The sequence below is a fragment of the Arthrobacter sp. 2YAF22_2 genome (genome assembly GCF_052114645.1).
GTDB lineage: Bacteria > Actinomycetota > Actinomycetes > Actinomycetales > Micrococcaceae > Arthrobacter.
Window position 1 is genome coordinate 1 of record NZ_JBFRFD010000162.1, and the last position, 6,797, is coordinate 6,797.

A 6,797-nucleotide genomic window follows, 5' to 3' on the forward strand; every position below is an offset into this window, starting at 1 on the left:
GCTCCGTAGAGCTCCTTGGCGGACGCCGCGGTGGCCTTGGCGAAGGTGCTGAAAGTCGCGGCTGCAGGCAGTGACCCTCCGGTCAGGGTGTCGTACCAGATGCGTCCCGGCGTCTCCCAGGCGTTGCCGCCCAGGGCCGTCGCGACAAGGCAGAAGGCGCGGTTGGGGATGCCCGAGTTCAGGTGCACCCCGCCGCTGTCGGCGCTGGTGTGGACATAGGAGTCCATCGAGTCCGGTTGCGGATCCTTGCCTAGCACGTCGTCGTCGTAAGCGGTGCCGGGTGCCTTCATGGAGCGCAGCGCCATGCCTTGGACCTGGTCCGTAAAGAGGCCCTCGCCGATCAGCCAGCTAGCCTCCGCGGCGGACTGCTGCTTCACGTACTGTTCCACCAGGGCGCCAAAGACGTCGGACAGCGATTCGTTCAGCGCTCCCGCCTGGTTGCGGTAGGCAAGACCGGCGGTGAACTGGGTGACGCCGTGCGTAAGCTCGTGGCCGATCACGCTCAGCGAGGCGGTGAAGCGGTTGAAGACCTGGCCGTCGCCGTCGCCGAACACCATCTGACGGCCGTCCCAAAAGGCGTTGTCGTAGCGCTGGCCGAAGTGCACGGTGGCATCCAGGGGCAGGCCGTTGCCGTCTATCGAGTTGCGGCCGAACGCCTCCGCATAGAGCCGGTGCGTGCTGCCGAGTCCGTCGTAGGCCTCATCCGCTGCCGGATCGCCAGTAAGCGATTCGCCCTCTTTGCGTACCAGCACGCCCGGCAGGTTCTCCGAGGCCTTCGCGTCGTACACGGTTCGCAGCGGCGGCCCCGGCGTGAGTTGCCGCAGCCCCGGCGGCGTGACCGGCGCGGCGRCAACGCGGGCCGCCTGGAAACTCTTGACGTGCTGCAGCGCTTCCTTCGCGGCGCGGGCCGCCAGTTGGAGGCGCGGTTCCTGATGTTGCGCCGCCAGCCGGCGCAACAGGTAGGGAGGGATGATGGAGCAGTACATGTGAGACCCCTTTGCTTCTGCCGATGCGCACAGCCTATGAGAGGGCCCAGACATTTGGCAGGCCCGGCGCCCAAGAGCCTTGCTGGCTGCCGCCGGTTGTACGGTGGGCCAATGGCGCAAACGGAGAAGCGAAAGAAACCCGGCTCGACCCTGCTGACGGTCATCATCGCGTTCGTGGTGAATGCTCTCGTAGCCGCGGCGAAGTCCGCGGCTGCAGTCCTCACCGGCTCGGCCTCGATGACCGCCGAAGCGGCCCACTCCTGGGCTGACACCGGAAACCAGGTGTTCCTTTTCCTGGCTGAGCGACGATCTGCCAAGCCCCGGGACCTGGCCCACCCCATGGGCTATGGTCGGGAAGCGTATGTCTGGTCGATGTTCGCGGCCTTCGGACTCTTTACCGCCGGTGCCGTGGTTTCCATCATGCACGGCGTCCAGCAGATCCTCGCCCCGGAGCCGGCGGCCGACTTCGCGGTGGCCTACGCGGTCCTGGCCGCCGCCTTCGTGCTCGAGGGGATCTCCTTCATCCAGGCGTTCCGCCAGACCCGGGCGGCCGCGCACCAGCTGGAACGGCACACCTTGGAGCAGGTGATGATCAGCTCCGATCCCACCCTGCGCGCGGTTTTCGCGGAGGATGCCGCGGCCCTGATTGGCTTGGTTGTCGCCTTTGCAGGCGTGTTCCTGCATCAGGTCACCGGTTCCCCGTTGCCCGACGCGGTGGGGTCGATCGTCGTCGGCGTGCTCCTGGCGGTGGTCGCCGTCGTCCTGATCGACCGCAACCGCCGCTTCCTGGTGGGCCAGGGCGTGACCCCTGGCATCGAGCGGTCCCTGGCCCGCCGGGTGCTGGAGCACGGGGACATCGCCCGGCTCACCTACCTGCACCTGGAATTCGTAGGCCCCCGCCGGCTGTATCTGGTGGCGGCCGTGGACCTGCAGGGCGACCTCCCGGAACATGAGGTGGCCGTCGCGCTGCGCCGGATCGAGCGCGAGCTGGAAGACCACGAAACGGTGGAAGAGGCCGTGCTGACGCTGTCGACCCCGGACGAACCCGACTTGGACTTCGACGCCGGGGAGACCCGCGCCAGCTCCTGAGCGGCAGCAGCGGAAAACAAAGAACCCCGCCACTTCAATGAAGTGACGGGATCTTTTCTGTGCCCTCGATTGGAATCGAACCAACGACCTTCTGCTCCGGAGGCAGACGCTCTATCCCCTGAGCTACGAGGGCAATCAGGGATCCTGCCGTTTCCGGCGGGACGTCCTAGAGCTTAGCAGGAAGGTGGGCCCCAACGGAAAATCGCGTTGCCCGCGGCGCCCGCGGCAGTCCCGTCGGCGCCCGGGCCGGCACCGCAGCCGGCACCGCAGCCGAACATGACGGCGCCGGAATTCCGCGCTGCTGCGGGCCGCCGGTAGGCTAGAAGCGTGACCCCAGAAGAACTCTCCCTCGCCATATCCGCCTGCCTGAAGGACGCCGTTGCCGCCGGTGAAATCGGACTCGCCGCCACCGACATCCCCGAAGCGGTGCGCGTGGAGCGGCCCAAGAACAGGGAGCACGGGGACTGGGCCACCAACATCGCCCTCCAGCTGGCGAAGCCGGCCGGAACCAACCCGCGTCAGCTCGCCACCCTGCTGAGCGCACGGCTGGCCTCGATCGAGGGAGTCTCCGCCGTCGACGTCGCCGGGCCCGGGTTCCTGAACATCACCGTCGACGCCGCCGCAGCCGGTGTCCTCGCCAAGGCGATCGTCGAGGCGGGGCCCGCCTACGGAACCAACACCGCGCTCGCCGGCCGCACGGTCAACATGGAGTTCGTCTCGGCCAACCCCACCGGACCGCTGCACATCGGCCACACCCGCTGGGCCGCCCTGGGCGACTCTATTGCGAGGGTGCTCCGGGCCTCCGGGGCGGACGTCACGGCTGAGTATTACATCAACGACGCCGGCTCGCAGATGGACGTTTTCGCGCACTCGGTCCTGTCCCGGCTGCACGGCCGCGGCGTCCCGGAAGGCGGCTACCCGGGCGAATACATCGCGGACCTCGGCCACGAGGTCCTGACGCAGCACCCCGACATCAGGGAACTCACCGACGTGGCCGCGCTGCCGGTGATCCGTGGTGCTGCCTACAAGGCGCAGCTGCATGACATCAAGCAGACCCTCGCGGAGTTCGGCGTCGAGTTCGACGTCTTCTTCTCCGAGCAGGAACTGCACGACGCCGGCGCCATCGCGGACGCCGTCGCCCGGCTTCGCGAGCAGGGCCACGTTTTCGACGACGGCGGCGCGGTGTGGTTGCGCACYACCGACTTCGGCGACGACAAGGACCGCGTGATGATCCGTGCGAACGGGGAGCCGACGTACTTCGCTGCCGACGCCGCCTACTACCTCTCCAAGAAGGACCGCGGCTTTACCGAGAAGATCTACCTSCTCGGYGCSGACCACCACGGCTACATCAACCGGCTCAAGGCGATCGCGGCCGCGGCCGGCGATGATCCCGAGGTCAACATCGAGGTACTGATCGGCCAGCTGGTCTCGGTCAACGGCGCCAAGCTGTCCAAGCGGGCCGGCAACATCATCGAGCTCAAGGACCTGATCGCCTGGCTGGGCAAGGACGCCGTCCGGTACTCCCTGGCGCGCTTCCCGGCCGACTCCCCGCTGACCCTGGACCCGGAACTACTCAAGAAGCACAGCAACGAGAACCCGGTGTTCTACGTCCAGTACGCGCACGCCCGATCCCGCGGCGCGGCGCGCAACGCCGTTGCCGCCGGCGTCGAGCGCATGGTCGACGGGAAAGAGGCCTTCGACGCCGCGCTGCTGGACCACGCGACCGAAAACGAGTTGCTCTCGCACCTGGGCAGCTACCCCTCGATCGTGGCCAAGGCCGCCGAGCTGCGGGAGCCGCACCGCGTCGCCCGCCACCTGGAAGTCATCGCCGGGGCCTACCACCGCTGGTACGACGCCTGCCGCATCGCGCCGCTGGGCGGGGAAGACATCACCGACCAGAACCGCACCCGGCTCTGGCTCAACGACGCCACCAGCCAGGTGCTCGCCAACGGACTGGACCTGCTGGGCGTTTCGGCGCCGGAACGGATGTGAATGCCATGACCGCGACCTCGGACAACAGCAAGGCAGCCTCCCCGCTGGCCCCGGACTGGCTCGCCGTCCCGGATGATCTCAACGCCCTGCACGAACCGATGTGGGCTGCCGGCGTGGCGCGCACCGGCGGCGGCGAACTCGCCATCGACGGCATCCCGGTCAGCGAACTGCAGCGGCAGTTCGGCACGCCGCTGTTCGTCATGAGCGAGACCGACTTCCGGGCCCGAGCCCGGGCCTTCCAGGACGCGTTCAACGAGGCGTTCGCGGACATCTGCGGGGGAGTGGACGTCTACTACGCCGGCAAGTCCTTCCTGTGCACCGCCGTCGTCCGCTGGGTCGAGGAGGAGGGCCTCCGGCTGGATACCGCCTCCGGCGGCGAACTCGCCGTCGCGGCGATGGCCGGTATTCCCGGCGCTGCCGTCGCCCTGCACGGCAACAACAAGTCCGACGCCGAGATCCACCGCGCCCTCGACATGAAGCTGGGCCGGGTCGTGGTGGACAGCCTCGCCGAACTGGAGCGGGTCGCCGCCATCGCCTCCAACCGCGGCGAAACGGCGAAGGTCATGCTGCGGCTGACCCCCGGCGTGCACGCGCACACCCACGAATTCATCGCCACCGCGCACGAAGACCAGAAGTTCGGCCTCTCGATGGCCGGTGACTCGACCGACCGGGCCGGGCTGTCCGCCGCCGAGGAAGCCGTGGCCGCCGCGGCAGGCCATGACAGCATCGAACTGCTGGGCCTGCACTGCCACATCGGCTCCCAGATTTTCGAACCGGACGGCTTCGCCCTCGCCGCACAGAAGCTGCTCGACTTCCTGGCCGCGATGCAGGCCAAGTACTCGATCGTGCTGCCGGAGTTGGACCTGGGCGGCGGGTACGGCATCGCCTATACCTCAGTGGACACCCCGCGGCCGCCTGCGGAGATCGCCCGGGCGATGGCTGCCGTGGTCCGCGCCAAGGTGGCTGAACTGGGCATCACCGCGCCGCGGATCTCGATCGAGCCCGGCCGGGCGATCGTGGGCACCAGCACGTTCACGCTGTACGAGGTGGGGACCCTGAAAACGGTGCGCGTGGACGCAGCGGAAAACGTTACGTACCCGCGCCGGTATGTGTCGGTGGACGGCGGCATGAGCGACAACGCACGCCCGGTGCTGTACGACGCGGATTATTCCGCGATTCTCGCCTCCCGGGCCTCCGACGCGGCCCCGCAGCTGTCCCGAGTGGTGGGCAAACATTGCGAGAGCGGCGACATAGTTGTTAGAGATGTATATCTGCCCGAGGACGTGGCAGCCGGTGATCTGCTCGCTGTACCGGGGACCGGCGCCTACTGCTGGGCTCTGTCAAGCAACTACAACTATCTGGCCCGGCCGGGCGTTGTCGCGGTGCGCGATGGATCAGCCCGGCTCATCGTCCGCGGCGAAACCGAACAAGATCTGCTCAACCGCGACATGGGAGTCTGAATGACGGAAATGCGAACCCTGAAAGTGGCCCTGCTGGGCTGTGGCAATGTCGGGGCCCAGGTTGCGCGGATTCTGATTGACGACGCCGAGACCCTGGCGTCGCGCGCAGGCGCCCGCCTCGAGCTGAGCGGCATCGCCGTGCGCAACCCCGATGCCCGCCGCGACGTCGACCTGCCCCACGAGCTGTTCACCACCGACGCCGACGCTTTGGTCAAGGACGCCGACCTGGTGATCGAGCTGATGGGCGGGATCGAACCGGCCCGGACCCTGATCCTCACCGCGATCCGGCACGGCGCCTGCGTAGTGACCGGCAACAAGGCGCTGCTGGCGCAGGACGGTCCGACCCTCTACGAGGAAGCCGACAAAGCCGGCGTGCAGCTCTCCTACGAGGCCGCCGTCGCCGGGGCCATCCCGATCCTGCGCCCGATCCGGGACAGCCTCTCCGGCGACCGGATCACCCGCGTGCTGGGCATCGTCAACGGCACCACCAACTTCATCCTGGACCAGATGGACACCACGGGCGCGCAGTTCACCGATGCCCTCGCCGAGGCCCAGCGCCTCGGCTATGCCGAAGCGGACCCCACCGCCGACGTCGAGGGCCACGACGCCGCCGCGAAGGCCGCGATCCTCGCCTCGCTGTCCTTCCACACGCGCTTCGCGCTCGAAGATGTGTTCTGCGAGGGCATCAGCGCCGTCACCGCCGCGGACATCGCCGCCGCGAAGGACGCCGGCTTCGTGATCAAGCTGCTGGCCATCGCCGAGAAGCTCACCAACCCCGCCGCAGGCAAGGAAACAGCCGGGGGTGCAGAGGGTGTTTCCGTCCGTGTCCACCCCACCCTGCTGCCTCGCGAGCACCCGCTGGCCGCGGTGCACGGCGCGTTCAACGCCGTCTTCATCGAGGCCGAGAATGCCGGCGAGCTGATGTTCTACGGGCAGGGCGCCGGCGGCACCCCGACGGCCTCGGCCGTGCTGGGAGACCTGGTCTCGGCTGCCCGCCGGGTCGTCCTGGGCGGACCGGGACGCACCGAAACGACCACCGGACATGTCCCTGCGCTGCCCATCGACGCGGCGGTCACGAGCTACTACATCGGCCTCGACGTCGCGGACCAGCCCGGCGTCCTGGCCCGGATCGCGCAGCTCTTCGCCGAGCACGGCGTCTCCATCGAAATCATGCGGCAGACCATCCACCGCGACTCCGCCGCCAAGGCCGAGTCGGCCGAACTGCGGATCGTCACGCACCGCGCGAGCGAAGCCGCGCTCGCAGCAACCG

At 68.4% G+C, this 6,797-nt stretch carries 5 protein-coding genes and 1 tRNA gene; 4 read left to right on the plus strand and 2 right to left on the minus strand.

The features are described from left to right. The coding region (locus AB4Y86_RS08645; protein ID WP_441401841.1) for a M4 family metallopeptidase at window positions 1-986 on the minus strand (986 nt) is incomplete at its 3' end. Window positions 987-1,097: 111 nt separating this feature from the next. On the opposite strand from AB4Y86_RS08645, the gene AB4Y86_RS08650 reads away from it, so the two are divergent. Beyond that, the gene (locus tag AB4Y86_RS08650; protein ID WP_441401842.1) at window positions 1,098-2,075 is read left to right on the plus strand and encodes a cation diffusion facilitator family transporter; all 978 of its coding nucleotides are present in this window, start codon (window positions 1,098-1,100) and stop codon (window positions 2,073-2,075) included. A 60-nt stretch (window positions 2,076-2,135) separates the two neighbouring features. On the opposite strand, the gene AB4Y86_RS08655 is transcribed toward AB4Y86_RS08650, so the two are convergent. After that, window positions 2,136-2,208, minus strand: a tRNA-Arg gene (locus AB4Y86_RS08655). Window positions 2,209-2,402: 194 nt separating this feature from the next. On the opposite strand from AB4Y86_RS08655, the gene argS reads away from it, so the two are divergent. The 3 genes from argS to AB4Y86_RS08670 all read left to right on the plus strand — a co-directional run. Then, a complete protein-coding gene (argS, locus tag AB4Y86_RS08660; RefSeq protein ID WP_441401843.1) occupies window positions 2,403-4,067 on the plus strand; it encodes an arginine--tRNA ligase in 1,665 nt (554 codons plus the stop codon). Between the two features lie 5 nt (window positions 4,068-4,072). Then, window positions 4,073-5,527 carry a diaminopimelate decarboxylase gene (gene lysA / locus AB4Y86_RS08665; protein ID WP_441401844.1) on the plus strand — a complete coding sequence of 485 codons (1,455 nt, stop codon included), beginning with the start codon at window positions 4,073-4,075 and terminating at the stop codon, window positions 5,525-5,527. Beyond that, window positions 5,528-6,797, plus strand: a 1,270-nt coding sequence (locus AB4Y86_RS08670) for a homoserine dehydrogenase (RefSeq protein WP_441401845.1), incomplete at its 3' end; no start/stop codon positions are given.

Excerpts from the sequence above, each read along its gene's own strand:
- AB4Y86_RS08650 (WP_441401842.1), top strand. The coding sequence starts at position 1,098 with ATGGCGCAAACGGAGAAGCGAAAGAAACCCGGCTCGACCCTGCTGACG.
- lysA (WP_441401844.1), top strand. The coding sequence starts at position 4,073 with ATGACCGCGACCTCGGACAACAGCAAGGCAGCCTCCCCGCTGGCCCCG.